This window comes from Campylobacter sp. CNRCH_2007_0968H, assembly GCF_025773245.1.
Taxonomy (GTDB): Bacteria; Campylobacterota; Campylobacteria; order Campylobacterales; family Campylobacteraceae; genus Campylobacter_D; species Campylobacter_D lari_D.
Window position 1 is genome coordinate 10,475 of record NZ_JAKMTQ010000010.1, and the last position, 26,248, is coordinate 36,722.

Annotated in this window: 22 protein-coding genes, 1 tRNA gene and 1 other RNA gene; 19 read left to right on the forward strand and 5 right to left on the reverse strand. The window is 29.6% G+C overall.

What is annotated here, in order from left to right; genetic code table 11:
* Position 1 precedes the first annotated feature (1 nt).
* From L8Y18_RS06405 to L8Y18_RS06475, 15 genes are all read left to right on the forward strand, one after another.
* Entirely contained in the window at positions 2-2,140 is a 2,139-nt protein-coding gene (locus tag L8Y18_RS06405) for an STT3 domain-containing protein (RefSeq protein ID WP_263676505.1), read from the forward strand.
* On the forward strand, positions 2,137-3,264 hold the full coding sequence (gene pglA, locus L8Y18_RS06410; RefSeq protein WP_263676506.1) for a N,N'-diacetylbacillosaminyl-diphospho-undecaprenol alpha-1,3-N-acetylgalactosaminyltransferase: 1,128 nt from the start codon (positions 2,137-2,139) through the stop codon (positions 3,262-3,264). The genes L8Y18_RS06405 and pglA overlap by 4 nt, the downstream gene beginning before the upstream one ends.
* A complete protein-coding gene (gene pglC / locus L8Y18_RS06415; protein WP_047208557.1) occupies positions 3,257-3,859 on the forward strand; it encodes an undecaprenyl phosphate N,N'-diacetylbacillosamine 1-phosphate transferase in 603 nt (200 codons plus the stop codon). The genes pglA and pglC overlap by 8 nt, the downstream gene beginning before the upstream one ends.
* On the forward strand, positions 3,846-4,442 hold the full coding sequence (gene pglD / locus L8Y18_RS06420; protein WP_263676507.1) for a UDP-N-acetylbacillosamine N-acetyltransferase: 597 nt from the start codon (positions 3,846-3,848) through the stop codon (positions 4,440-4,442). The genes pglC and pglD overlap by 14 nt, the downstream gene beginning before the upstream one ends.
* Positions 4,439-5,599, forward strand: a complete 1,161-nt coding sequence (pglE, locus tag L8Y18_RS06425; protein ID WP_263676508.1) for a UDP-N-acetylbacillosamine transaminase — start codon at positions 4,439-4,441, stop codon at positions 5,597-5,599. The genes pglD and pglE overlap by 4 nt, the downstream gene beginning before the upstream one ends.
* 1 nt (position 5,600) lies before the next feature.
* Complete coding sequence (gene pglF / locus L8Y18_RS06430) at positions 5,601-7,364, forward strand: UDP-N-acetylglucosamine 4,6-dehydratase (configuration-retaining) (RefSeq protein WP_263676509.1); 1,764 nt, start codon at positions 5,601-5,603, stop codon at positions 7,362-7,364.
* A 113-nt stretch (positions 7,365-7,477) separates the two neighbouring features.
* A complete protein-coding gene (locus tag L8Y18_RS06435; RefSeq protein ID WP_039619063.1) occupies positions 7,478-7,855 on the forward strand; it encodes a chemotaxis response regulator CheY in 378 nt (125 codons plus the stop codon).
* A 12-nt stretch (positions 7,856-7,867) separates the two neighbouring features.
* Positions 7,868-8,704: a 50S ribosomal protein L11 methyltransferase gene (locus L8Y18_RS06440; RefSeq protein WP_133319740.1), complete on the forward strand. Its 837-nt coding sequence runs from the start codon at positions 7,868-7,870 to the stop codon at positions 8,702-8,704.
* Entirely contained in the window at positions 8,704-10,626 is a 1,923-nt protein-coding gene (gene ftsH / locus L8Y18_RS06445) for an ATP-dependent zinc metalloprotease FtsH (protein WP_263676510.1), read from the forward strand. Before L8Y18_RS06440 ends, ftsH begins: the two co-directional genes overlap by 1 nt.
* Entirely contained in the window at positions 10,626-11,243 is a 618-nt protein-coding gene (locus tag L8Y18_RS06450) for a phosphatidylserine decarboxylase (RefSeq protein ID WP_220567229.1), read from the forward strand. The genes ftsH and L8Y18_RS06450 overlap by 1 nt, the downstream gene beginning before the upstream one ends.
* Positions 11,240-11,950 (forward strand): CDP-diacylglycerol--serine O-phosphatidyltransferase, encoded by a 711-nt coding sequence (pssA, locus tag L8Y18_RS06455; protein WP_133319743.1) that lies wholly within the window; start codon positions 11,240-11,242, stop codon positions 11,948-11,950. The genes L8Y18_RS06450 and pssA overlap by 4 nt, the downstream gene beginning before the upstream one ends.
* Positions 11,951-12,011: 61 nt before the next feature.
* Positions 12,012-12,566 carry a hypothetical protein gene (locus L8Y18_RS06460; protein WP_133319744.1) on the forward strand — a complete coding sequence of 185 codons (555 nt, stop codon included), beginning with the start codon at positions 12,012-12,014 and terminating at the stop codon, positions 12,564-12,566.
* Positions 12,567-12,615: 49 nt separating this feature from the next.
* Positions 12,616-12,705 (forward strand) — tRNA-Ser (locus L8Y18_RS06465).
* 99 nt (positions 12,706-12,804) lie between these two features.
* A complete protein-coding gene (locus L8Y18_RS06470; RefSeq protein ID WP_263676511.1) occupies positions 12,805-14,274 on the forward strand; it encodes a DNA methylase in 1,470 nt (489 codons plus the stop codon).
* Positions 14,267-14,461 (forward strand): hypothetical protein, encoded by a 195-nt coding sequence (locus tag L8Y18_RS06475; protein ID WP_263676513.1) that lies wholly within the window; start codon positions 14,267-14,269, stop codon positions 14,459-14,461. The genes L8Y18_RS06470 and L8Y18_RS06475 overlap by 8 nt, the downstream gene beginning before the upstream one ends.
* A gap of 18 nt (positions 14,462-14,479) precedes the next feature.
* On the opposite strand, the gene ciaB is transcribed toward L8Y18_RS06475, so the two are convergent.
* Positions 14,480-16,315, reverse strand: a complete 1,836-nt coding sequence (ciaB, locus tag L8Y18_RS06480; protein ID WP_263659276.1) for an invasion protein CiaB — start codon at positions 16,313-16,315, stop codon at positions 14,480-14,482.
* Positions 16,316-16,379: 64 nt separating this feature from the next.
* On the opposite strand from ciaB, the gene L8Y18_RS06485 reads away from it, so the two are divergent.
* Both L8Y18_RS06485 and L8Y18_RS06490 read left to right on the forward strand, forming a co-directional pair.
* Positions 16,380-16,784 carry an acyl-CoA thioesterase gene (locus L8Y18_RS06485; protein ID WP_133319755.1) on the forward strand — a complete coding sequence of 135 codons (405 nt, stop codon included), beginning with the start codon at positions 16,380-16,382 and terminating at the stop codon, positions 16,782-16,784.
* Between the two features lie 64 nt (positions 16,785-16,848).
* A complete protein-coding gene (locus tag L8Y18_RS06490; protein ID WP_039619082.1) occupies positions 16,849-17,778 on the forward strand; it encodes a ribose-phosphate pyrophosphokinase in 930 nt (309 codons plus the stop codon).
* Positions 17,779-17,807: 29 nt separating this feature from the next.
* Here L8Y18_RS06490 and L8Y18_RS06495 read toward each other — a convergent pair whose 3' ends face one another.
* From L8Y18_RS06495 to L8Y18_RS06510, 4 genes are all read right to left on the reverse strand, one after another.
* Entirely contained in the window at positions 17,808-19,361 is a 1,554-nt protein-coding gene (locus tag L8Y18_RS06495) for a DUF4435 domain-containing protein (protein ID WP_263659275.1), read from the reverse strand.
* A 1-nt stretch (position 19,362) separates the two neighbouring features.
* Positions 19,363-23,115 (reverse strand): class I SAM-dependent DNA methyltransferase, encoded by a 3,753-nt coding sequence (locus L8Y18_RS06500; RefSeq protein ID WP_263676515.1) that lies wholly within the window; start codon positions 23,113-23,115, stop codon positions 19,363-19,365.
* 225 nt (positions 23,116-23,340) lie between these two features.
* Positions 23,341-23,699: a transfer-messenger RNA gene (gene ssrA, locus L8Y18_RS06505) on the reverse strand.
* A gap of 1 nt (position 23,700) precedes the next feature.
* Positions 23,701-24,111, reverse strand: coding sequence for a hypothetical protein (locus L8Y18_RS06510; RefSeq protein ID WP_039619086.1), 411 nt, complete (start codon positions 24,109-24,111; stop codon positions 23,701-23,703).
* 88 nt (positions 24,112-24,199) lie between these two features.
* Between L8Y18_RS06510 and ruvB the strand changes: the two genes are divergently transcribed.
* Together ruvB and L8Y18_RS06520 are read left to right on the forward strand one after the other, a co-directional pair.
* Entirely contained in the window at positions 24,200-25,210 is a 1,011-nt protein-coding gene (gene ruvB / locus L8Y18_RS06515; protein WP_220566281.1) for a Holliday junction branch migration DNA helicase RuvB, read from the forward strand.
* Positions 25,200-26,243 (forward strand): AI-2E family transporter, encoded by a 1,044-nt coding sequence (locus tag L8Y18_RS06520; RefSeq protein WP_133319757.1) that lies wholly within the window; start codon positions 25,200-25,202, stop codon positions 26,241-26,243. The genes ruvB and L8Y18_RS06520 overlap by 11 nt, the downstream gene beginning before the upstream one ends.
* The last annotated feature ends 5 nt before the right edge of the window (positions 26,244-26,248 follow it).

Genomic DNA, 26,248 nt, shown 5'->3' on the forward strand with positions numbered 1-26,248 from the left:
AATGAAACTACAACAAAATTTCACTGATAATAATTCTATAAAATATACCTGTATTTTAATCCTTATAGCCTTTACTTTTAGTGTTTTGTGTAGATTATACTGGGTAGCTTGGGCAAGTGAGTTTTATGAGTTTTTCTTTAATGATCAACTTATGATTACTACTAATGATGGCTATGCTTTTGCAGAAGGTGCAAGAGATATGATAGCAGGTTTTCATCAACCTAATGACTTATCTTATTTTGGAAGCTCACTTTCTACTTTAACTTATTGGCTTTATAGCATTTTACCTTTTAGCTTTGAAAGTATTATTTTATATATGAGTACTTTTTTTGCTTCTTTGATTGTTGTGCCTATTATATTAATCGCAAGAGAGTATAAACTCACTACCTATGGCTTTATAGCAGCCTTACTTGGAAGCATTGCAAATAGTTATTATAACCGCACTATGAGTGGGTATTATGATACTGATATGCTAGTGTTAGTTTTGCCAATGCTTATTTTGCTTACCTTTATACGCTTAACTATTAATAAAGACATTTTTACCCTACTTTTAAGTCCGGTTTTCATCATGATTTATTTGTGGTGGTATCCATCAAGTTATTCTTTAAATTTTGCCATGATAGGACTTTTTGGTCTTTATACTTTAGTATTTCATAGAAAAGAAAAGATTTTTTATCTAGCTATTGCTTTAATGATCATAGCTTTAAGTATGCTAGCATGGCAATATAAGCTTGCTTTAATTGTATTGTTATTTGCTATTTTTGCCTTTAAAGAAGAAAAAATTAATTTTTATATGGTTTGGGCTTTGATTTTTATTAGCATTTTGATATTACATTTAAGTGGTGGTTTAGATCCTGTTTTATATCAACTTAAATTTTATGTTTTCAAAGCTTCTGATGTGCAAAATTTAAAAGATGCTGCCTTTATGTATTTTAATGTTAATGAAACTATTATGGAAGTAAATACTATCGATCCTGAAGTATTTATGCAAAGAATTAGTTCCAGTGTTTTAGTATTTGTCCTTTCTTTTATAGGTTTTATCTTGCTTTGCAAAGATCACAAAAGTATGCTTTTAGCTCTACCTATGCTTGCACTAGGTTTTATAGCTTTAAGAGCTGGACTTAGATTTACCATTTATGCAGTTCCTGTGATGGCTTTGGGTTTTGGGTATTTTTTATATGCTTTTTTTAATTTTTTAGAAAAAAAACAAATCAAACTTAATCTAAAAAATAAAAACATCTTGCTCATACTCATTGCATTTTTTAGTATAAGTCCTGCCCTAATGCATATTTATTATTATAAATCCTCTACTGTTTTTACTTCTTATGAAGCTAGTATTTTAAATGATTTAAAAAATAAAGCTCAAAGAGAAGATTATGTTGTTGCTTGGTGGGATTATGGTTATCCAATACGCTATTATAGTGATGTAAAAACCTTAATCGATGGCGGAAAACACCTAGGAAAAGATAATTTTTTCTCATCTTTTGTCTTAAGTAAAGAACAAATTCCAGCAGCTAACATGGCAAGACTTAGCGTAGAATACACTGAAAAATCTTTCAAAGAAAATTATCCTGATGTTTTAAAAGCTATGGTAAAAGATTATAACCAAACAAGTGCTAAAGATTTTTTAGAAAGTTTAAATGATAAAGATTTTAAATTTGATACCAATAAAACTAGAGATGTATATATTTACATGCCTTATAGAATGTTGCGTATCATGCCCGTGGTAGCACAATTTGCAAATACAAATCCTGACAATGGAGAGCAAGAAAAAAGTTTATTTTTCTCTCAAGCTAATGCCATAGCTCAAGATAAAACAACAGGTTCTGTTATGCTTGATAATGGAGTAGAAATTATTAATGATTTTAGAGCTTTAAAACTAGAAGGTACAACTATACCTTTAAAAGCTTTTGTAGATATAGAATCCATCACTAATGGCAAATTTTATTACAATGAAATTGATTCAAAAGCTCAAATTTATTTACTCTTTTTAAGAGAATATAAAAGCTTTGTGATTTTAGATGAAAATCTTTATAATAGTGCCTACATACAAATGTTTTTATTAAATCAATACGATCAAGATTTATTTGAGCAAGTCACTAATGATGCAAGAGCAAAAATTTATAGGCTAAAAAGATGAAAATAGGAATTTTAACCCATAGCGCAATGAGTGTGTATTATTTTCGTCTTGCACTCATTAGAGCTTTAGAAAAAAATAATCATGAAGTTATAATCATCACTCCAAAAGATGATTTTGCTATTAAGTTACAAGAGCTAGGCTATAAGGTTTGCTTTTATGATTTAGCTAGATCAAGTGTCAATCCTTTAATTGTTTTTAAAAATCTACTTAGTTTAAAAAATACACTCAAAAGCTTAAATTTAGATCTTTTACAAACAAGCGCTCACAAAAGCAATACAACAGGTATTATAGCGGCTAAAATGGCGGGCATTAAATACACTTTTGGTTTGGTTGAAGGCTTAGGAAGTTTTTACATAGATGATGATTTTAAAAGCAAATTAGTAAGAATAAGCATTAATTTACTTTATAAAATTTCTTTTAAACTTGCAAATGGTTTTATTTTTGTCAATGAAAGCAATGCTTTATTTATGAAAAATTTAGGCTTAAAAGAAGAAAAAATCAAAATCATCAAATCCGTAGGGCTAAATTTAAAACAATTTTTACCTTTAAAAATTAGCACAGAAGAAAAACAAGCTTTTTTAAAAGAACACAATATGCCTGATAAACCTATCGTTTTAATGATTTCAAGAGCACTTTGGCATAAAGGAATTAAAGAATTTTATGAAGCAAGCCAAATTTTAAAAGATAAGGCAAATTTTGTTTTAGTGGGTGGAAGAGATGATAATAAATCTTGTGCACCATTAGAATTTTTAAACTCAAATGATGTTTTTTATCTTGGCGCAAGAAGTGATATTGCACATTTATTAAATTTATGCGATATTTTTGTTTTACCAAGCTATAAAGAAGGCTATCCAAGAACGGTTTTAGAAGCACAAGCTTGTAAAAAAGCATGTGTGGTAAGTGATGCTGAGGGTTGCATTGAAGCAGTGGATAATGCCATAGACGGTTTAATTTGTAAAAGCAAAGATAGCAAGGATTTAGCTGAAAAAATCGCAGTTTTACTAGAAGATGAAAAACTAAAAAATACTTTAGCACAAAATGCTTTTCTTAGAGCGCAAAATTATGATGAAAATATCATAGCTTTGAAATATCTTGACTTTTATAGGGGTTTTACAAATGTATAAAAATGGTTTAAAGCGTGTTTTTGACTTTTTTTTGGCTTTGATTTTATTGATTATTTTTTTACCCTTTATAGTGCTTATAGGTATTGTTTTAAAAATCGTTCAAGGAAGTGTGCTTTTTAAACAAGCAAGACCAGGATTAAATGAAAAAATTTTTTATATTTATAAATTTAAAACTATGAGTGATGAAACCGATGAAAATGGAGAATTACTTCCTGATGAATTACGCCTAAAGCCTTTTGGTAAGCTAGTTAGAAGCTTGAGTTTAGATGAATTACCACAACTTTTTAATGTATTAAAAGGCGATATGAGCTTCATAGGCCCAAGACCTTTACTTGTAGAATACTTGCCCTTATACAATCAAGAGCAAAAAAAACGCCACGATGTAAGACCAGGCATTACAGGTTGGGCACAGATTAATGGACGCAATGCTATTTCTTGGGAGCAAAAATTTAAATATGATGTAGAATATGTGCAAAATTGCTCTTTTTTATTTGATCTTAAAATCTTTTTTATGACCATTGTTAAAGTTTTAAAAAGAAGTGGGGTTAATAAAGAAGGAGTAGCTACAACGGATAAATTCAATGGACACAACTAAAAGTATTTATATATATGGTTCTAGTGGGCATGGTTTAGTCTGTGCTGATGTAGCTAGAAATTTAGGATATGAAAAAATCATCTTTTTAGATGATAATAAAGGCTTAAAATATCACTCCAATTTAGAAAAACACGATATGTTTATTGCTATTGGCGCAAACTCTATTAGAGAAAAACTTTTCAAAAAAGCAAAAGATGATGGGTTTAGATTAGTTAATTTGATACACAAAAGTGCTATTATTAGCCCAAGTGCTTTTTTAGATGATGAGGGTATTTTAATCATGCCAAATGTCGTAGTTAATGCTAAAGCTAGTATTGCAAAAGGTGTGATTTTAAATACTGCTTGTGTGATTGAGCATGAGTGTTTTGTAGATGAGTTTAGCCATATTAGCGTTGGGGCTAAACTAACAGGAAATGTAAAAATAGGAAAGCGTTGTTTTTTGGGAGTTAATTCAAGCGTTATTCCTTGTATAAGTTTAAATGATGATATAACTTTAGGTGCAGGAGCAGTTGTAGTTAAAAACTTAACTTCTAAAGGTATTTATACTGGAGTTCCTGCTAAGAAAATAAAGGAGGTAAAATGAGATTTTTTCTATCAGCACCACATATGAGTGGAAAAGAATTAGAATACATACACAAAGCTTTTGAAAGTAATTATATAGCACCTTTGGGTGAGTTTGTTAATGCCTTAGAACAAAGTATTAAAGATTATACAAAAAGTTCTAACGCACTTGCTCTAAATGCAGCCACTGCAGCTATTCATTTAACTTTAAGAGTTTTGGGCATCAAAGAAGGCGATATAGTTCTAGCTTCAAGTTTTACCTTTATTGCTTCAGTAGCACCTATTTCTTACATGAATGCTACGCCTGTATTTATTGATTGTGATGAAACTTATAATTTAGATGTAAATTTATTAAAAAAAGCTATCAAAGAAAGTCCTAAAAAGCCGAAAGCTCTCATTTTAACACACCTTTATGGTAATGCTTCTAAAATGGATGAGATTGTCCAAATTTGTAAAGAAAATGAGATTTTTTTAATCGAAGATGCTGCTGAAGCTTTGGGAAGTTTTTACAAAAATAAAGCTTTAGGTACTTTTGGGGATTTTGGAGTATATTCTTTTAATGGTAACAAAATCATCACAACAGGTGGTGGTGGCATGCTTGTGAGTGAAAATCATGCTAATCTTGAAAAAGCAAGATTTTATAGTACCCAAGCTAGAGAAAATTGCCTTCATTATGAGCATAAAGAATATGGCTATAATTATAGAATGAGCAATATCTTAGGTGCAATCGGTACTGCTCAAATGGAAGTTTTAGAAGAAAGAGTGAGTAAAAAGCGTGAAATTTATAGCTGGTATAAAGAATTTTTAAGTGGAACTTTTACTTTTTTAGATGAGCTTGAAAATACCAAGTCAAATCGCTGGTTAAGCACTGCTTTACTTGATTTTGATTTAAATAAACTTAATACTTATGAAAAACATTGTATATGTGAAAATAAAAATGTTCAAATTCAAGATAAAATTTTAAAAATCATACAAGTTTTAAAAGATAATAAAATCGAAAGTCGTCCACTTTGGAAGCCAATGCATTTGCAAGAACTTTACAAAGGCTGCGATACTTACTTAAATGGTAATAGTGAGTTTTTCTTTAGTAATGGAATTTGCCTTCCAAGTGCAACTACTATGAGCAAAGCTGATGTAGAGGAAGTTTCTACTTTAATCTTAAACACCTTAAAGGACTAAGATGGATTATAAAAGCAAACGCTTAGGATTTTTTCTAGGCGCTGATATTTTACTTTTTGTTATAAGTATTTATTTGTCTTTTTCTTTACGCTTTAGTGCAGACATCCCAAGTGAATTTTATGAAGGTATATTTAAAAGTGCTGTGATTTTGATTTTACTTAAAATCATTTTTCTAGCTTTTTTTAAAATTTATCAAGTTGCTTGGAGATTTTTCTCCCTTAATGAAGCGCGTAAATTAGTCATCGCTTTAGCTTTGGCTGAGCTTGTATTTTTAGCAATTTATTATTTTTATGATGATTTTTTTAATCCTTTTCCAAGAAGCGTTATAGGAATAGACTTTGTTTTATCTTGTATGCTAATTGGAAGTTTGCGTATAAGCAAAAGAATGATAGTTGATTTTAGAAAGCCAAAATACAACGAAGAACATCCTTGTATAGTAGTTGGCGCCACTTCAAAGGCTTTGCATTTATTAAAAGGAGCTAAAGAAGGGAGCTTAGGACTTTTCCCTGTAGCTGTGGTAGATGAGCGTAAAAATTTAATAGGTACTTATTGTGATAAATTTATAGTTGAAGAAAAAGAAGCAATCAGAAAATATACCGCTGAAGGAATTCATACTGCTATCATTGCTTTAAAACTTGAGCAAGAAGAATTAAAAAAGCTTTTTGACGAACTCATTGCTTATGGGATTAATGATATAAAGCTTTTTTCTTTTACGCAAAATGAAGCAAGAGATATAAGTATCGAAGATTTATTAGCGCGTAAGCCAAAAGATTTGGATAATGCTTGCGTGATTGATTTTATCAAAGATAAAGTAGTTTTAGTTAGTGGAGCTGGTGGAACTATAGGAAGTGAACTTTGCAAACAATGCATTAAATTTGGTGCAAAACACTTAATCATGCTTGATCATAGTGAGTATAATTTATATAAAATCAATGAAGAATTAAGCTTACATAAAGAAAAAATCGAACCTATTATGATGAGTATATTAGACAAAGAAGCGTTAGAAAAACTTTTACAAGAAAAAAACATAGATTTGATTTTACATGCAGCAGCTTACAAACATGTGCCTTTATGTGAGCAAAATCCACATTCAGCTATTTTAAATAACATCATTGGTACTAAAAATTTAATCGATCTTGCAAAAGCTTATAAAGTTGCTAAATTTGTTATGATAAGCACCGATAAGGCTGTAAGACCGACTAACATCATGGGTTGTACAAAAAGAATTTGTGAACTTTATACATTAAGCTCAAGTTGTGAAAATTTTGAAGTAGCTTGTGTGCGTTTTGGTAATGTTTTAGGATCAAGTGGAAGTGTAATACCTAAATTTAAAGCTCAAATTGCAGCTAATGAGCCACTTACTCTTACTCATCCTGATATAGTGCGTTATTTTATGTTAGTAGATGAGGCTGTGCAACTTGTTTTACAAGCTGCGGCTATTGCCAAAGGTGGAGAATTATTTGTACTTGATATGGGTGAGCCTGTTAAAATCATGGATTTAGCTAAAAAAATGCTTTTACTTTCTAATAAAAAGTTAGAAATCAAAATCACTGGACTTAGAAAAGGTGAAAAACTTTACGAAGAGCTTTTAATCCATGAAAATGATTTAAAAACTCAATATGAAAGTATATTTGTTACCACTAGTGATCTTAAAGATTTAAAAATTTTAAATCAAGAAATAGAAAAATTACTCCAAAGCACAGATCCTGCAAAAGTTTTAAAGGAGATTGTGCCTGAATTTAATCACAATAAAAACGGAGAGTGATTAAATTCTAATTTTATTTTAAAATGATATAATATAAACTTTTAATTGATTAATAAAAATAAAAACGATACAATTACAGTTTTATGTAATTACATCAAGATAAAGGAAAAAAAGTGAAGTTATTAGTAGTTGATGATAGTTCTACCATGAGAAGAATAATCAAAAATACCCTTGTAAGATTAGGCCACAAGGATGTTTTAGAAGCTGAACACGGAGTTGAAGCTTGGGATTTACTTTCACAAAATGATGATATTAAAATTTTAATTACTGACTGGAATATGCCTGAAATGAATGGCTTGGAATTAGTAAAAAAAGTAAGAGCGGAAGAAAAATATGCTGATATGCCAATTATTATGGTAACTACAGAAGGTGGTAAAGCAGAAGTTATTACCGCCTTAAAAGCAGGCGTAAATAACTATATTGTAAAACCTTTTACTCCTCAAGTGTTAAAAGAAAAACTTGAAGATGTTTTAGGAACAAACGAAGGCTAATTATAAGTTTTTATGCAAACACATTATTACGAACTTTTTTTTCAAACAGACAAGGAATATTTAGATTTATTCCTTGATCTTATCTTTTCTCTAGAGATAGACGCTATAGAAGAAAAAAACAATGGTATTTATATAAGATCAGAAGAAGATATAGAACTCATTAAAATAGCCTTGCATGATTTTCATCAAAAATTATGTCAAAAACTAAATACTCATATTAATTTCCACTCTACCTTAGAAAAAAAAGAAAATAAAAATTGGATAGAAGAGTATAAAAAAGGTATACAAGCTTTGACGATCGATAATATCCATATTCACACCACTTGGCAAGAAGCTAAACAAGATAAAATTAATATCATTATAGATCCTGCTCTAGCTTTTGGCTCAGGACATCATGAGAGTACTTATACTTGTATAGAATTTCTACAAAAATATACAGATAATTCCAAATTTTGCTTAGATGTGGGTTGTGGAAGTGGAATTTTAAGCATTATCATGGCAAAACTTGGAGCCAAAGTACAAGCTTGCGATACAGATGAATTAGCTATAGTTGCAAGTAAAGAAAACGCAAAATTAAATCAAGTTAGCTTTGATGATATTTGGGTAGGTTCTATTAATAAAAGCTTACATAAATATGATATAGTTGTGGCAAATATCATTGCCGATATATTGATCATACTAGAAAAAGATCTTAAAGAAAAAACCAAAGAAGGTGGAATTTTGATCTTATCTGGTATATTAAATAAATATGAAGAAAGGATTAAAAATAAATTCAAAGATTTCACTTTGTTAGAATGCAAACACAAAGGAGAATGGTTGAGTTTAGTTTATAAAAAGGAATTGCAATAATGAATAAAAAACCAAATGATTTAAAAGATAATCAAAACAATAATAACTTTTTTAACAAAAATCCCATTTTTATTTTTGCTATTTTTGCCATTGTGATGATTCTTTTATTTAAAGGATTTTCAGATGATGGTAGCATGGGTATTATGGGCGGAGAAAACACTAAAAAAGTTACTTATTCTGAATTAAAAACTTTAATTGAAAATAATCAAATTGCCCAAGTTAATATAGGTCAAACTACTATAAAAGCTGTATCTAAAGCAGGAAATATGGTATATATTACCAAAAAAGTTCCAAATGATGCTACTTTTGTTCCTTTACTTGACTCAAAAGGCGTTTCCTATGGTGCTTTTAATGAAAGCAATTGGTTTATAGATATCTTACTTTCTTGGGTTTTGCCAGTATTTATTTTCTTTGGTATATGGATGTTTTTAGCTTCTCGTATGCAAAAAAATATGGGTGGATCTATACTTGGTATAGGAAGTTCTAAAAAACTTGTAAATTCAGAAAAACCGAAGGTTAAATTTAATGATATTGCAGGTGTTGAAGAAGCAAAAGAAGAAGTTAAAGAAATTGTTGATTTTCTAAAATATCCTGAAAGATACATCAATCTTGGAGCAAAAATTCCAAAAGGACTTTTGCTTGTTGGTCCTCCAGGTACAGGTAAAACTTTGCTTGCAAAAGCAGTGGCAGGCGAAGCTGATGTGCCATTTTTTAGCGTATCAGGTTCATCTTTTATAGAAATGTTTGTAGGAGTTGGTGCTTCTAGAGTAAGAGATTTGTTTGAAAATGCTAAAAAAGAAGCTCCAGCTATTGTATTTATAGATGAAATCGATGCTATAGGTAAATCACGTGCAGCAAGCGGTATGATGGGCGGAAATGATGAAAGAGAGCAAACTTTAAATCAACTTCTAGCTGAAATGGATGGTTTTGGTACCGAAAGCTCACCAGTAATTGTTCTAGCAGCGACAAATCGCCCTGAAGTACTTGATGCAGCACTACTTAGACCGGGGCGTTTTGATAGGCAAGTTTTGGTAGATAAGCCTGATTTTAAAGGTAGATGTGATATTTTAAAAGTCCATATGAAAGATGTTAAAATTTCACCTGAAGTAAAAGTAGAAGATATTGCAAGATTAACAGCAGGTCTTGCGGGTGCTGATTTGGCAAATATCATTAATGAAGCAGCTTTGCTTGCAGGTAGAGATTCTAAAAAACATGTGGAACAAAAAGACTTAGTAGAGGCAGTAGAAAGAGCCATAGCAGGACTTGAGAAAAAATCACGCAGAATTAATGATAAAGAGAAAAAAATCGTAACTTATCATGAGTGCGGCCATGCTTTAATAGCTGAAACTACAAAAGGTGCTAAAAAAGTAAGTAAAGTTTCTGTTATTCCTCGTGGTTTAGCAGCTTTAGGATATACACTCAATACCCCTGAAGAAAATAAATTTTTAATGCAAAAACATGAACTTTTAGCTGAAGTTGATGTGCTTTTAGGAGGACGCGCGGCTGAAGAAATTTTCATTAAAGAAATTTCGACAGGTGCAAGCAATGACCTTGAGCGTGCAACTGATATTATCAAAGCTATGATTTCTATGTATGGCATGAGTGAAATTGCTGGCTTAATGGTACTTGAAAAGCAAAGAAATACTTTCTTAAGTGGCGGGCAAACTGTAAAAGATTATTCTGATAAAATGGCTCAAGATTTAGATGAGTATGTAAAGAAAACATTGGATGAACGCTATGCGGGTGTAAAAGAAATTTTAAAAACCTATAGCGGTGCTATAGAGGTGATGGTACAAGCACTCTATGAAGAAGAAACTATTGATGGTGCCAAAGTAAGAGAGATTATTAAAAACTATGAAGAAGAAAATAATCTTCCAACACGCCTAGAAGAAAAAGAGCAAGAAGCTACTAAGGAAAACTAATGAAAACAAATTTTATTGCAAAAACTGGTTGGAGTTTGCTTATAGTTCTAGCTATAGTTTTTGCAATATTTCAATTTATATGGGGATTTTCTTGGCTTTTATGGTGTATTTTTATATTTTTTATTTATCTTTTTAGAACTAAAAAAATTGATTATATAGCAGATCCAAACACCATTATAGCTCCCATAGAAGGAAAAATCAAATGTATCAAAACAAGCTCATATAAAGAGCTTGGCGAGTGTATAGAAGTGCAAATTATCAATAATATTTTTTCCCAAGGAAATATCATAGCTCCGCTTGATATGAATATAGAAGAAACTAGAATAAGGCATGGACTTTTTTTATGTCCATTTATGAAAAATACAAATTTAATGGGTGAAAGAATGTTATTTTTAGCTAATTCCAAGAGCAAACAATGGGCATTACGCGTTATTTTTGGAGCATTAAATAGAAAAGCTCATATTGATGATTTTGGTCATCATTTAAGCCATGGACAAAACATAGGTTTTATGTTTGATGGTAGTGTGAGTTTATTACTTCCAAAAGACACTAGAATTTGCGTAAATGAAAATGATAAAGTACGCATTGGTACATTAATAGGGTATTTAAATCCATGAATTTTAAACTAATTTATATTTTACCTAATCTTTTTACAGCCGCTTCCATATTTTTAGGTATTATTTCAGTGATTGCTTCTATTAATCAAAACTTTGATAAAGCATTAATTTATATCATTTTATCATTAATTTGCGATGGTTTAGATGGACGCGTTGCAAGAGCTACCAACTCTACTTCTAAATTTGGAGTTGAGTTTGACTCACTAGCTGATTTAATAGCCTTTGGTGTAGCACCTGCTATGCTTTTTTATATGAGCATAGGTTATGAATATGGTCGTTTTGGCTCATTAATAGCTGGTTTATTTGTAGTTTTTGGCGCTATACGCTTGGCAAGATTTAATGTCACAACAGGAACTTATGAACCATCGGTTTTTATAGGTCTACCTATACCAACAGCAGCAGTTGTAAGTGCTTTATGGGTAAGTGCTTATTTATATTATGATTTTTTACATGATTTTTCTTTAATAATAATATGTATCCAAATGCTTCTAGCCTTTTTAATGGTAAGCAACATAAGGTATCCAAGTTTTAAGAAAATCGATCTAAAAAGAGCAAATGTTTTGAAGGTGTTAATCCTTTTAGTAATTTTATTTTCTATGCTTTATCTGTATTTTTTAGAAAGTGCATTGATTATTGCTAGTTTATATGTGCTTTATGGGATTGTTCGTAGTTTTTTTACCCTAGCTCGTAAATTTAAAAAATATTAATTTTACTTTCACTTCATTTTCTATCAATATACTTTTCATTATTTTTCAAAAAGGAGTAAAAATGAATAAAAACAAATTATTCAGACAAATTCACATTTACATTAGTTTATTTTTCTTACCACTTGCATTTTTATATGCAATCACAGGTTTTGCTTATATAGCTGGTTTTGATGGAGAAAGTGGAGCTAAAATTCAAAATTACAAAGTTCAAGCTATTATTCAAGAGGGTGCTGAAGCTGAATTTTTAATTGATTTTTTAAAGAAAAACAACTTAAAAATTCCTTCATCTTTGGAACCAAAACTCAACAAAAAAGGCGATGGCATAGAACTTGGGACTATAAATTATATAGCAAGTATTATAAAATTAGATGAGAATGACTATGAAATTACAACAAAAGATAGAAGCTTGCTTGGAAATATGATTTTGCTTCATAAAGATAAAGGTATGTGGTACTTTTCTGTACTTGGGTTAGCTTTTGCACTTGCTATGATAATACTTTATATTTCAGGACTTTTAATCACTATTATAGCTATACGCAAAGATAGAGGTAAACAAATAGCAGTTTTAGGTGCTGGTTTTATTATAACTTTAATCATAGCTTATTTCAGTGTATAAATTTAAGGTATATCTTATAAACAATAAGATATACTTTCCCTTTTAATACGGACAGATGGGTGAGTGGCTGAAACCACACCCCTGCTAAGGGTGCAGATCTTAACGGGTCTCGAGGGTTCAAATCCCTCTCTGTCCGCCACCTTATAAATTTCATTTTATTTCATCTATTTTAGTAATTTTTATTGTTATAATTAATATCATCAAAACTTAATAAATCTAAAGGCAAGCTTCACATACTATGCAAATTTACGCTTCTATTGACTTGAAATCTTTTTACGCTTCAGCTGAATGTGTTTTAAGAAATTTAGATCCTTCAACAACTAATCTTATTGTAGCAGATAAAACAAGAACGGACAAAACCATCATACTAGCAGTTTCACCTGCATTAAAAACTTACAATATACCTGGTAGATTAAGACTTTTTGAGTTTAAACAAAAAATCCATTTAATCAACCAAGAAAGACTAAAACAAGCTCAAAAACACCACTTTAAAGCTAAAAGTTTTAATATATTGGAACTTGAAAATGATTTAAATTTAGAATTAGACTACATTATTGCTAAGCCCAGAATGGCTACTTATATAGAATTTAGCACAAAAATATACAGCATTTATTTGAAGTATTTTGATGCTAAAGATATTCATATATACTCTATTGATGAAGTTTTTATCGATCTTAGTTCTTATCTTGAAAAATACAAACTATCAGCTTATGAGCTACTTACTAAGGTTTTACTTGATATTTCACACACAAGTAAAATCACCGCAACAGCAGGCATAGGCACAAATTTATACTTAGCTAAAATTGCTATGGATATACTTGCTAAAAGACAAAAAGTAGATGAAAATGGCTTGCTTATAGCCTTTTTAGATGAAAAATTATATAGATATAAATTGTGGCAGCATAAACCTTTAAAAGATTTTTGGCGTATAGGTAAAGGTATTGCCTTAAAACTTGCAGATTTAAACATTTATACTATGGGAGATCTTGCAAGATTTTCTTTAAAACATGAAGACTTGCTTTATAAACACTTTGGTGTTAATGCTGAACTTTTGATCGATCATGCATGGGGCGTTGAAACTTGCACAATGAAAGATATTAAAAATTACAAATCACAAAATCACTCTAAAATCATGGCTAAAGTTTTACCTTTTGCATATGATAATAATCAAGCAATAAAGGTTTTAAAAGAACTTGTAGATCATTTAGTACTTGAACTTATACAAAATAACCTTAAAACAAACCATATCACACTAGATATACAATATGATAAAAGCAATTTAGAAAATTCAAGTTTTTTAGGTTCTTATAAAGGAGCTATCACTAAAGATAATTACGGAAGAGCTATACCTAAAAATGCTCACGGAAGTATGAATTTAGAAAATTTTACCCATTCTTTAAAAATCATCAACAAAAAAACCTTAGAACTTTTTTATAAAATCAGTGATAAAAACTTAAGTATTAGAAAAATCAGCCTAAGTTTAAATAATATCACAGATAAAGCTCAAGAAAATTACCAAGAATTAAATTTATTTAGTGATTTTAATGCAATTTCACAAGAGAAAAATCAACTTGAAAAAGAAGAAAAGCTCCAAAAAGCAAGACTTCAAATCATACAAAAATTTGGTAAAAAAGCTATTTTAAAAGCTTCAAGCTTGGATGATGAGACTAAAGAAATTACTTCTTTAATAGGAGGTCATAATGCATGATGAATATAAAGATATAATAGATATAAAATATCAAAAATCAAAACAATTTCCACCAATGTCAAGAGAAAAAAGAGCGGCACAATTTGCTCCATTTTCAGTACTAAATGGCTTTAGTAAAGCTATTTTAAAAACGCAAAAAGATATGGAAAAAGCATTAGAAAATAGTAAATATCAAGAAGAAAGCTAAGTTCTTCTTGATAAAATTTTATTTTGCATTAGAGTATTTTTCAAACTCTCCACTTTCATCGATTTCATTGCCATAAAGTTTGTGTAATTCATAGTAGTATTTTACAAATTCTTTACACTCTTCATCAAGTGGTAAAAATACCTCATCTTCTAAAACACAAAATTCGTCTAAATAATTTTTAGCATCTTCTTTTAACATATAATGTCTTGCTAGCTTATAATAATTTTGCATAAACACAGCCTTAAAACTCTCGTAAGCTTCCTCATCAAATTTAATGTTTAATTTCTCATTTGCAAAAGATAACACCCCTGATTTAAACAGCAATGACAAATGAATCAAACCTTCAGTATAATAAGGCTTAACCTCCTCTACTCTTTGCCAAGCAATCAATCCTATAGCCCTTTTAATAAGCTCATAAAATACAGGAAGCTTTAAATCATCTTCTTCATGTAAAAAGAAATTTACAAGCCCGCCCGCAGTAGCTTTAAACTCTTCTATATTTTTAAACACGCCACTTTCATTCATTTTCTTTTCACTATCATTTGCCACAAAGAAAATATGCCCAAACTCATGACCTATGGTAGAAACTTCATAAATTCTTTTCCATAATTTTTCATTGTAAAATAAAATTTCTCTACCATAATCTAAAAATTCTTTTTCAAATACCATAGAAGAAAGCTTCATAAAAGGCTTGGTTTTAGCATTTTCATAAACATAATTTAAAAAAGCAAAGATCTTTTTACCTGCTATATTGCTTACATACTCATCATTTGGCACTACTTGAGCGGAAAAAAGCCCCTTAAGCTCTGCTCCATAAAAAATCATAGGCATACAAATATAAAGCTGAGTTTTTTCAAGATTAAAATTCACTTCATCAAACAAAGCTTCATCTTCTTCATCTAAATTTGCATACACCATCGCAAAGCTTTCTTTGATTTTATCTTTAAACTCACTCCCATTAAAATCACTCACATCTTCTAAGCGTATATCCCACTCAAGTGCTACTGCATGTGTATAAGAGTCCTCATAGTATTCTAAAGGATGGCCAACTTGTAATGGACATTTTACTTCCATCCACGCAAGCTCTGCTTCTTGCCATTTTTTAACTACTTCATTATTATCTTTTTCACAAAATGCAAATTTTAATTTTTCTATATAATCAATATAAGCATTTTTTTCATCATCTAGCACACAATTTCTTAGTTTTTCTAAAAGTTTATCAAATTCATATTCAAGCTTTAAAACTTCATTTTCAAAAGCTTTTGCATAAGGTAAAAATCTCCAAAGTGTTCCTATTTTAACTAAAGCTCCATAGCTTCTTTCACAAATTTCACTATCTTGATTTAGCTGATAAAGCTCATTTTGTTTTAAAAACTCCAAAGCATCGCTTAAATTTGGAAATTGTTCTTTTAAGATTTTATTATTTGTATCTAAAATTTGCTTGCTCCAAACAAGCTCAAAAGAATTCATAACTACACCTATATTATGCACACCTTGAACTAGAGCCAAATAAAACTCATCAAGTAAATTTTTACTCTTAATCTCATCGATTAAATCTTGATGTTCTACTTCATAAAAGGCTCTTACTAAAGAAAAAACTTTATATTTTATTTGAGAAATTTCTTCTTCATTTAAACCTTTTTTCTCAAGTTCTTGGACTAAATTTTCCTCTTTTAAATCCACCAAACGACGCAACATTGCTAAAACATTGCTTTTTTCATTTTCAAGATTAGCTAGTTCTAAAGCTCTATCTATCAAAGGATGACTTTGATTAGTTTGAAGTATATTATAAAGACTATTGATATTTTGTTTCCTATTTTTCACAATTTTTGCTATTTGCTTAAAATCATTCATTTTTTACCTTTCTTTATTTTTAAAACTTAATTATAATGTTTTTTTTAAAACACAAGGAGAATGTATGAAAGATATGGGAGAACCTAAACTAAGAGTTATAGCTATGCCAAGCAATACAAACCCCGCTGGTAATATCTTTGGTGGTTGGATCATGTCACAAATTGATCTAGCTGGAGCCATTGCAGCAAGGGAGCTTTCTCCGCAAAGAGTAGTAACTGTAGCAGTGGATAAGATCATTTTTAAAGAACCAATTTTCGTAGGTGATTTGGTATCTTGCTATGCAAAAATCATCAAAGCAGGTAATACTTCTATCACCGTAGAAGTAGAAGTAGTTACCCAAAGAGCCAATGATTATGGCCGTGTATATTGCATGCATGTAACTTCGGCTGTGGTAACTTATGTAAGTGTAGATAAAGACGGAAATAAACTTCCTATTGATGCGGATTTAAAAAGATTGCACGGCTTTTGATATGTTTTATTGTATTTTCAAAAAAAATTTTATATCATCACAGAAAACTTTCTAAGGCTTATATATGCGCGGATATAAAATATTTTCTGGTTCAGCAAATGAGGAATTTGCTAAAAAAATCTCAAAATACCTTTCACTGCCTCTAAGCAATGCGGGTGTGAAGCGTTTTAGTGATGGTGAAATTAGCATTCAAATAGATGAAAGCGTGCGTGGTAAAGATGTATTTATCATTCAAAGTACTTGTGCTCCAACAAATGATAATCTAATGGAACTTTTAATCATGACAGATGCTCTGCGTCGCTCAAGTGCAAGCTCTATCACAGCTATCATCCCTTATTTTGGCTATGCTAGACAAGATAGAAAAGCAAGTCCTAGGGTGCCTATTACTGCAAAATTAGTAGCAAATCTTATAGAATCAGCAGGGGTAGATAGAGTAGCTACCATAGACTTACATGCTGGACAAATTCAAGGCTTTTTTGATATACCTGTGGATAATCTTTATGGAAGTATTATTTTTAATGATTATATTAAAAATAAAAACTATAAAAACCCTATCATCGCAAGTCCTGATATAGGCGGTATAGCAAGAGCTAGGAGCGTAGCAAAAGCTTTAGGACTTGATATAGTTATAGTAGATAAAAGACGCGAAAAGGCTAATGAAAGCGAAGTAATGAATGTCATCGGTGATGTAAAAGATAAAGAAGTAATTTTGGTAGATGATATTATCGATACAGCAGGAACCATAGTAAAAGCTGCTGAAGTATTTAAAAGCAAAGGTGCAAAGTCAGTTATAGCTTGCTGTACCCACCCTGTGCTTAGTGGCGTAGCTTATGAAAGAATAGCCAAAGATGCGCTTGATGAGCTAGTAGTAACTGACACTATACCTTTAAAACAACAAATGGATAAAATCAAAGTCCTAAGCGTAGCACCTATTTTTGGCGAGGTAATACGCAGAGTTTATCACAATGAAAGTGTGAATTCTTTATTTGTATAAATTCTTTGCAAGAATAGCCTTGCAAAGAATTATTCTGTAAAGCTTGGAATATATTTTAAGACTTCTTTTCTAAGCTCTTCATTTTCTCTTAATAATTTTAAAACCGATTTTGCATAAGTATCTTTTGTTTTGCCTACTTTGCTTAAAAATACACCATTTTCAAGAATTCCTTTTTGATTAAATATTTTTAATAATTCATCATAGTCTTTACTTTCATATACAGAATTAAATTTATTTTCAATATCTTTATGTAAGTTTTCAAAACCTATTAGTTGCTCCAAAGAACTAATCTTTTCTTGTATTTGTTTGGGTGTTTTTGATTCTTTAAATATAGATTTTAATTTATGTTTTACTTCTTTTTCTAATTTTTCTGAAATTTGACTTTGTAGAACATTTTTATATTTTATTTCAAAGATATAATCTTTTACTTCTTCAAATTTTTCTCTTGCGTCTGATTGTTCTAAAATAGCTAAAATAATGCATTCTAATAAAAACAAATTTTCTACTTCAGCTACTTCTAAAACTTTCACTTTATTTTTATTTGCACTATCTATTTCCTCTTGTGTTCTAAAATCTCTATCTATAATCCCATAAGCATTGAAACCATGCAAGGCATTTTGTTCGTTGAAAGTTTTTGTATAGTTTAAAACATTTTCGCAACTACTGCATGGAATGATTTGATATTGTGGATATAATATACTATAAATTTTAGTGTCTAAACTTTCACTTTTTCCCTCTACAAATAAAATATCTCTTCTAGCACCTAAAAGTTTTAAAAATAATTCTTGTGACATATCATTTTTTTCTATTTTTTCTATTTCCCATTTTTGCCCATTGTAGGATTTAATCCAAAATTTATCCGCTTCTATATGATTTGCAGCAAAATTTAAATCATGCGTTATGTATATAAATAAACAATCTTGCCTATGCTTTTCTAAAACACTCCAAAGTCTGTTAGTTAAAGATGGATGTAAGTGTAATTCTGGCTCATCGATTAAAATAATTTTTTCTTCGATACACAAAACATACATTATCAAGTATAATACAGCTCTTTCTCCATCACTCATCATTCTTGCTTCATATTTGTTTTGCTCATTCATAATACATAAAAATTCATCTTTTATAAGATCTATTTTTCTATGAGGAAAAATTTCTTTCCAAATATTTTTAGTTTTATCTATGATATTTTCAATTCTAATACCATTTCTATGTTCTTGTCTTAATTGTTCTTGTTCATAAGATAAAACATAGCTTAAAAGCTTATCATAATCGCTATGAAGTTTTATTGTTGCATTTTCAAATCCATTAAATTTTAATTGCCATATATCATTATATGGATTAATATTTCCATAGAATAAATCATTCTTAGCTTCATTATATTTATATCTTATTATACGATCTGATATAGTTATGTCTCTTTGAGCTGGAATTCTATATAAATTTCCGCATTCTTTTTCCATCCAAGCCCCAAGCCTACTTTTACCTGAGCCATTAGCACCTACGATTATGATAGAATTTGCATTTGTTTTAAATTCTTTTTTATCTCCATTTTCATCAGGCAAATAATAAATATATTCTTCCATCTTAATTCCTTAATAATGCTATATATTCACTTTGTTTTTCGTTTAAGACTTTAAAAGTGCTTATCATGTAAGAAAATTCATCATCACTTAAACTATAAAGTTCTTTAACTAATAAATCATTTTTTGCTCTTAAGACATCATAAGCTTTTTTAGTTTTTGGAATTTCATCATCTTTTATGTTAAATTCTTGTTTTAGCTCATCAAAATGATGATTTTTATCATTATAAAGCTGTAAAAGCAAGGCATTTTTAGCTAGGGTTTTATAGATTTCATTGTTTTGAATTTCTTTATCACTTGGTTGAGGCAGAGGAATTCTTTCTAAATAGGTTTTGCTTACATTGATTTGCACCATATTTCTTATGATAAAATCAACCACTAAAGAATTAAACAAAGCCAAAACAAGCAAAATTCTTTCATAAGACACTACATCTATACAAATTTCATCATCTTTTAAAATATATAGTTTTGGTGCATTTGCAAACATACTATGTCCAAAACCACAATTGTTTGGTAATAAAGAAGCTATCAAGGTTCTTTCATTTGTATCGCTTGCAACAGCTCTATAAGCAAGTCTAAAAAATTCTCTATCATATTTTATCAAATCAGGCTTTAGTTCTTTGCCGGTGGCCTTTTTAGCTCTTAAAAGTTCTTTGCTTTTTAAACGCTCATCAAATTTAGCCTTTTCTAAAAAATAAGTAGCTTGGCTAAAATTTGCATTAAATTGATGTATCATTTTACCTTCATATAAGGGCAAAAGTCCTTCCCTAAACTCTTCTATAAACAAATCTTTATCACTAGTCATATTTAATTCTTGTCTAAAATCTATATAATCAAAAGACAAGGTTTGAAAAGTATTGTAGCATTTTCTTAGAATTTCTAAAGCTTGCTTGTCTTTTAGCTCCATTAAGGCTAGGTGAGTTGGGCTTAGCTTTTTGATATCTTCTAAGCTTAGAGTTAAAATTTCATCTTTGTTTTTTAATGAGTTTATATCTGTTTTATAAAACATCGTTTTGATTTTATGGGCATTATTTGCTTGCGTGTTTTTTATAAGCATAAGAGCAAATTTATAGCTTCTATGAACATCTATAAAGATAGCTTTATTGTTTTCAAAACTATAAAAATACTCTAAAGTTTTATTTTCTAAAATTTCTTTTCTTAAAGTCAAGCTTCCATCTTCAAACATCAAAGCACTAGGAAGCACATAAGCTAAATTTCCATCTTGTTTTAAAAGAGAAAGATTTTTTTCTACAAAAAGACGAAATAAATTAATATCTTTTGTTAAAGAATTAGACATAAATGTGTTTTTATAATAAACATTAATTACATCTATATATGCTTTTTGTTTTTCATAATTTTGCTTTATATAATCTTTTGCTAGCAAATTGTCTTGAATTTCTTTTTTCTTGCTAGCAATTAAGCTTCTATAATCGCTTTTATATTGTGGAAAGAAATCATTGTCACTAAATTCTGATTTATCCCAAGGTGGATTACCTATGATGATATCAAAGCCTTTAAAGACTTGATTTTCTATGATTTCAGGAAATTCTAACTCATAATTAAAGAAGTTAAATTCTTTTTGATATTTGCTAATGATAGCTTTTGCTTGTTTATTTTGGCTTAAATTTTGTATATCATCTTGACTTAGAGCTTTTAGAATTTGTAATTCTTCTTTGTTAGCAAAATGAAGTGAGTTGATATAGTTTAGATATAAATTTAACTTATCAAGTTTTGGTGTGATTTCATTTTGATAGATTTGCTTGGATTGTTTGATTTGTTCTTCGTTGGTATCTTGTAGATTATCAAGCTTTTCAAATACTTCTTGTAAAATTTCAAATTCTTGAGTAATGGAATTTGTGAAAATATTTTCTTTATTTTGCTTTATTAAATTTTCAAAATCACTTATACTTGAGCCTAGCAAAGCATTGCCACATTTTATGTGATGTTCTATAAAAGAAAGTGGGGTTCCAAAGATAAAACTATCTATCCAAAGACTAAGCTTAGTAAGCTCTATACTAAATGGATTTAAATCCACTCCATAAATAATGCGTTTTAGCAAAAGTCGTTTTAAAACATCACTTTCATCTAACTCATAATCTTGCGTGAAATCTTTTATATGATTTGCGATATTTTCTTTTTCTTGTTCGTGGAGTTGCTTTAAATTTGTAAAATGTTCAAAATCTGATAAAACAATATGCGTGATAGCATTTAAAACCACAACTAAAAAATGCCCACTACCGCAAGCATTGTCTAGAATTTTAAATTTCAAAATGTTTTCATTGTTTAGTTTGTCTTTTAAAGCACTTTGGATTAAAAAATTAGCTATGGATTGAGGTGTATAAAAGCTTGCACTTGCTTTTCTTGAGTTGCTAGTATTTTTTAGATAAATTTGTCCTTTTTCATAAAAGGTATATTTTTCTAATTTTTTTGATTTTTCTAAAATTTTAAAATCATAATTATCAAAATAACACTCTATTTCTTTTGATTTTTCTTTATAGCTTACATAGTAAATATCTTCATTTGCTACTTCAAAAAAGTAAGAAAGCAAGCCTTCATAAATCGTGCCTAAATGCTCTATACTTAAGGTTTTATAATCTCTTTTAAAAGTTAAATTTTTATCTTTGTAGTATAATAATTGTTCTAAAATTTTCTTCAAGTCTTTATCGCTGAAAATCTTTGGTGTGTTTAAAAGAGTGGTTTTGCTCTCATCAAACAACCCACCATTGAAAACAGGCATGTCAAAATTGCCTTTACCTTTATTATAAATTTGAAATATCATTTCTAAATCGCCAAAGCCAGCACTTGAGCTTTCATCATCGCTTAAATTTTGCAATAAAGTTTTTATGCTAATTTTGCTTTTGAAGTATTTATGCTTTTCTAAGATATTTTCAAATTTATCTTCAAAATAAGCAATAAATAAAAGCCTAAACACAAAATATAAAGAATTTTCATAGATTAGCTTTAAATCAGCTTTAGTTTTGTTATAAATCTTAGAACCTATAAATTCAAATAAAGATTCATTGCCATTAGTTCCATAGATGATAGATTTTAAATCATCTTCTATTTTTATTTTTGATTCTTTATTAACTTGTAAAGATTTTTCTATGTGTTTTTCTTCCGTATAACTTGCTGAAGCAAAAATACTATAAAAATACGCAAAAGCTTGGTAATTTTTATCTTTTATGATTTGTTCTAAATTTATCTCATAAAATACCTTGTTTGCACTAAGTGTAGAGTTATCATAAAAACGCCAAAATCTACCATTAGTTAAAAAGCCATAATTTTTCTTAAGATTACTAAGATATCTTAAAATTTGAAAATGGGGATTTTCTTTTACTTTTTTATTATCTATTTGCACATCATAGGCTTTTGACTCCATGATAATAGTGAATTCATTGCTTGATTTTTTTGTTTCTTTGTCTAAATTTTCATAATTTGCTTTTATATTTTCATCACTAAAAAGCAAAAAATCGGGCTTTTCTAATTTACCTTGTATGATCTTTTCATCTTGTCTTATAAATTTCCACCCTAAAATGTCTAACACTTTTGATATAAATTCATCTTCAAATTGATGTTCGTTATAATTTTGAAAATTTCTTTGAGTGGCGTTGTATAGACAGATTATATTATCTAAGGTTGTTTTATATGTGTTTTCATTTTTAGTGAAATTATAAATATTTGGAAAATCCACCTCTAGAGCATAGTTGGTAAAAAGATTATTATCAAGATATTTTTTAATTTCTTCATAAAAATTCATAGAACAACCTTAGTATTTTTTAAAATGATAACAAAAAGAACTTTTTAAAATGCTAAGAAATACTATCAAGCTTTATAATGAATTTAAATTTAGAATTAATAAAAACCTTACCATCTATCTTAAAAGAAGCCTTCCTTGAAGTCCTATCAATAATAAGAAACCTTTGATGAAATTAAATTATTAAAATACTAAATTCTAATAAATTGATATATGAAAGATTAAATTTGGTGGAGACGAGGGGAATTGAACCCCTGTCCAAAAATAAAACAACCACGGCATCTACATGCTTAGCAAAGGTGAAAATTTCATCTAGCCAAACTCACCTTCCAAAATTTCAAGCTAGACTAAGACTTTAACTTCAATCAAAACTTGTCAAATTTCAATCTACACTATCAAAAATGACCAAATCCTAAGCTAGATAGTATCGCTTAAAATTCAGGCTCAACTGAACTTACGCAGCTTTAGCGTAAGCAGGAGCAAATTTAACGTTGTTTGCGTTTAATTTTAATTTGAGCTTTATACGCTTTGCTCAAAGCGACATGCCACCAAGGCCACTCTACTCCTGTCGAAGCCAAGTCGTCCCCATTATTTAGAAATTTTATCAGGAACATTTGCAATTTGAGGGTTAAATACACTTAAAAAAGAAGCATTTTTTTCATAATCACTGCAATATCTATCAAGCTGCTCACCCACTAAAAACATCCAATCCACAAATTCATCACTAGCAGGCCCATCAAATTTAGCTGCTTCTTGCATAATTTCCTCACAAAATGTGCAAAAATTTGCAATCTCATCTAAATTTAATCTTTTAGCAGCCCAAACTACATTGTGAATATTTTGCTCTAAGTCTTTTAAAGCTTCTTTGTATTTTGAGCTATCACTGCTTAGCTTTACTATCAAAGGCTCTAAAACATCGCAAAGACTTCTAAAAAAATACAAAAAACGCTCGATTTCTTCAAGCTCGTAATCTAACTCTAATTGCTCTAAAATTCCCATAAAAACTTCTATAATCTAAGTTTAAATGTTTATTTTAGCAAATTTTAGATAAAATTAAAATTTCTTAGCAAAATAAAATGGAAAAAATATGGATAGAATCGTAGAGATTGAAAAATTCTCCCCTGATGAAACTTATGAAACAAGTCTTAGACCTTCAAATTTTGATGGCTACATAGGACAAGAAAATATTAAAAAAAATTTAGAAATTTTTATCAAAGCTGCTAAAAAAAGAAATGAATGTCTAGATCATATCCTTTTTAGTGGGCCTGCAGGACTTGGTAAGACAACTTTAGCAAACATTATCTCATATGAAATGAATGCAAATATCAAAACTACTGCTGCACCCATGATAGAAAAAAGCGGGGACTTAGCTGCGATTTTAACTAATCTTAGCGAGGGAGATATTTTATTTATCGATGAAATTCATCGCTTAAGTCCCGCCATAGAAGAAGTACTTTACCCTGCTATGGAGGATTTTCGTCTTGATATTATCATCGGCAGTGGCCCTGCTGCACAAACGATAAAAATCGATTTACCCAAATTTACTTTAATAGGTGCTACTACAAGAGCAGGTATGCTAAGTAATCCTTTACGCGATCGCTTTGGTATGCAATTTCGCTTGGAATTTTATAAAAATGAAGAGCTTGCTATCATTTTAGAAAAAGCAGCTCTAAAGCTTAATAAAACTTGTGAAAAAAAAGCTTCTTTAGAAATAGCCAAACGCAGTCGCTCAACCCCAAGAATAGCATTAAGATTGCTTAAGCGTGTAAGAGACTTTGCTGATGTAAATGATGAAGAAATCATTAGCGAAAAAAGAGCTAAACAAGCACTTGATTCTTTAGGGGTAAATGAGCTTGGTTTTGACGCGATGGATTTGCGGTATTTAGAGCTTTTAACTGAAGCTAAAAGAAAACCTATAGGACTTTCTAGTATAGCTGCAGCATTAAGTGAAGATGAAAATACCATAGAAGATGTGATAGAGCCATATTTACTAGCAAATGGCTATATAGAAAGAACAGCCAAAGGTCGCATTGCAAGCTTAAAAAGCTTTGATGTTTTAAAATTAAAATATAACAAAGGTTTATTTGATGAAAAGTAGTAATTTTTTCTTGATTAGTTTTATTTTGATCATTTTATTTTGGGTACTTTTTTTGTTTAAACCTTTTTTGATGAATATAGCCATAGCAAGTTTAATGGCTGTTTCTACTTCTAATGTTAATGTTAAATTTTTAAGTATTTTCAAAGGTAAAAAAGTCGTTGCTGCAGCAGCTACTACTGCTTTTATGCTAGCTTTATTTTTTATCCCTTTTGTATATGCTATTATAGAGCTAGCAAAGGCTGCAAAAGGTTTTGATATAAGCTATTTTCACAATACCATAGAATATTTTAAAAATTATTCCCTACACCTACCCGAATCTTTAAGCTTTATAGAACCCAAAATCAAAGAAGCATTAGCAAGTATTGACTTAAATTCTATCTCTAAAAATGTTTTAACCTATCTTTCAAGCGCAACTAAATTTGGCACTAAATTTCTAACTGACATGGTATTAATTTGTGTATTTTATTTCTTTGCTAATCTTTATGGAGCCCAACTCATTGGCTATATAAAAAGCATAGTGCCTATGAAAAAAGAAGAAACTCAAGGCATTTTAAGTGAAGTGAGTAATGTAATGTCTGTGGTGTTTTATTCTATGGTGCTAAATGCCATTTTACAAGGGGTGCTTTTTGCTATCATTACTAAATTTTATGGTTATGATGCGATTTTAATGGGAATATTATTTTGCTTTAGCTCTTTAATCCCTGTGGTAGGTGGGGCCTTAGTTTATGTGCCTGTCTCTTTATATGAATTTGCAAATAATAATCTAAGCGGTGCTTTAGTGATTTTCATTTATAGCGTGGTAATGATATCTTTTATCGCAGATACTTTAGTAAAACCTTATATCATTAAATGGATCAATGAAAAACTTGTTCAAATTCCAACACAAATTAACGAACTTTTAATTTTCTTTGCGATGATAGCAGGAATTTCAAGTTTTGGCTTTTGGGGTATTATCCTTGGACCTGCTATTTTAACTTTCTTTATTTCTACTTTAAAATTATATGTGATTTTAAAAGAAAAGCATTTTGTATAAAAGCG